Below are 1,192 nucleotides of genomic sequence, written 5' to 3' on the forward strand. Positions count from 1 at the left end.
CTCGAGAACGTGATGGTCGGGCGCCACGTGCGCACCAAACACGGCCTGATCGGCGCGGTGTTCCAGACGCCGGCCGAACGCAAGGAAGAGCGCGAGATCAAGGAACGCGCGATCGAACTGCTGGAATACGTCGGCATCGCGCAGTACGCGGACTACACGTCGCGCAATCTGTCGTATGGCCACCAGCGCCGTCTGGAAATCGCCCGAGCCCTGGCAACCGACCCGAAACTGCTCGCACTCGACGAACCGGCCGCCGGCATGAACGCGACGGAAAAGGTGGAGCTGACCAAGCTGCTCGACAAGATCCGCAGTGACGGCCGTACGATCCTGCTGATCGAACATGACGTGAAGCTCGTGATGGGTCTGTGCAACCAGATGACGGTGTTGGACTACGGCAAGGTGATTGCACAAGGTCTGCCGTCAGACGTGCAGAAGGATCCGAAGGTGATCGAAGCTTATCTGGGTGCGGGAGTCCACTGATGTCCACAACGCAAGCAATGTTGAAAATCAAGGGCCTTCAGGTCAATTACGGCGGCATCCAGGCGGTCAAAGGCATCGACCTCGAGGTGGCGCAGGGCGAGCTGGTCACACTGATCGGCGCGAACGGCGCGGGCAAGACCACGACGATGAAGGCGATCACCGGTCTGAAGCCGTACGCGTCGGGCGACATCGAGTACATGGGCCAGTCCATCAAGGGCATCCCGGCTCACGAGCTGCTCAAGCGCGGTCTGGCGATGGTGCCGGAAGGGCGCGGCATTTTCGCGCGCATGTCGATCGTCGAAAACATGCAGATGGGCGCGTATCTGCGCACCGACACGGACGCCATCAAGGCGGACGTCGATCGCATGTTCGGCTTCTTCCCGCGTCTGAAGGAACGCGCGTCGCAATACGCGGGCACGCTGTCGGGCGGCGAACAGCAGATGCTGGCGATGGCGCGCGCGATCATCTCGCGCCCGAAGCTGCTGTTGCTGGACGAACCGTCAATGGGTCTGTCGCCGATCATGGTCGAGAAGATCTTCGAAGTGGTGCGATCGATTTCGGCCGAAGGCATGACGGTTCTGCTGGTCGAGCAGAACGCGCGCCTCGCATTGCAGGCGGCTAACCGCGGCTATGTGATGGACTCGGGTCTGGTCACGATGTCCGGCGACGCGAAGCAGATGCTGGACGATCCTAAGGTGCGCGCGGCTTATCT

Annotated in this window: 2 protein-coding genes; both read left to right on the forward strand. The window is 61.8% G+C overall.

The genetic code is table 11. The annotated features are described in order from the left end of the window. Positions 1–480 (forward strand): ABC transporter ATP-binding protein (locus ABQJ48_RS37730; RefSeq protein WP_367842925.1); only part of this gene is annotated, 480 nt, incomplete at its 5' end. Positions 481–497: 17 nt separating this feature from the next. Continuing rightward, positions 498–1,192: ABC transporter ATP-binding protein (locus ABQJ48_RS37735; RefSeq protein ID WP_473094256.1), on the forward strand; the 695-nt coding region annotated here is incomplete at its 3' end.

This window comes from Paraburkholderia suaedae (assembly GCF_040812055.1).
In the GTDB taxonomy this organism is placed as follows: domain Bacteria; phylum Pseudomonadota; class Gammaproteobacteria; order Burkholderiales; family Burkholderiaceae; genus Paraburkholderia.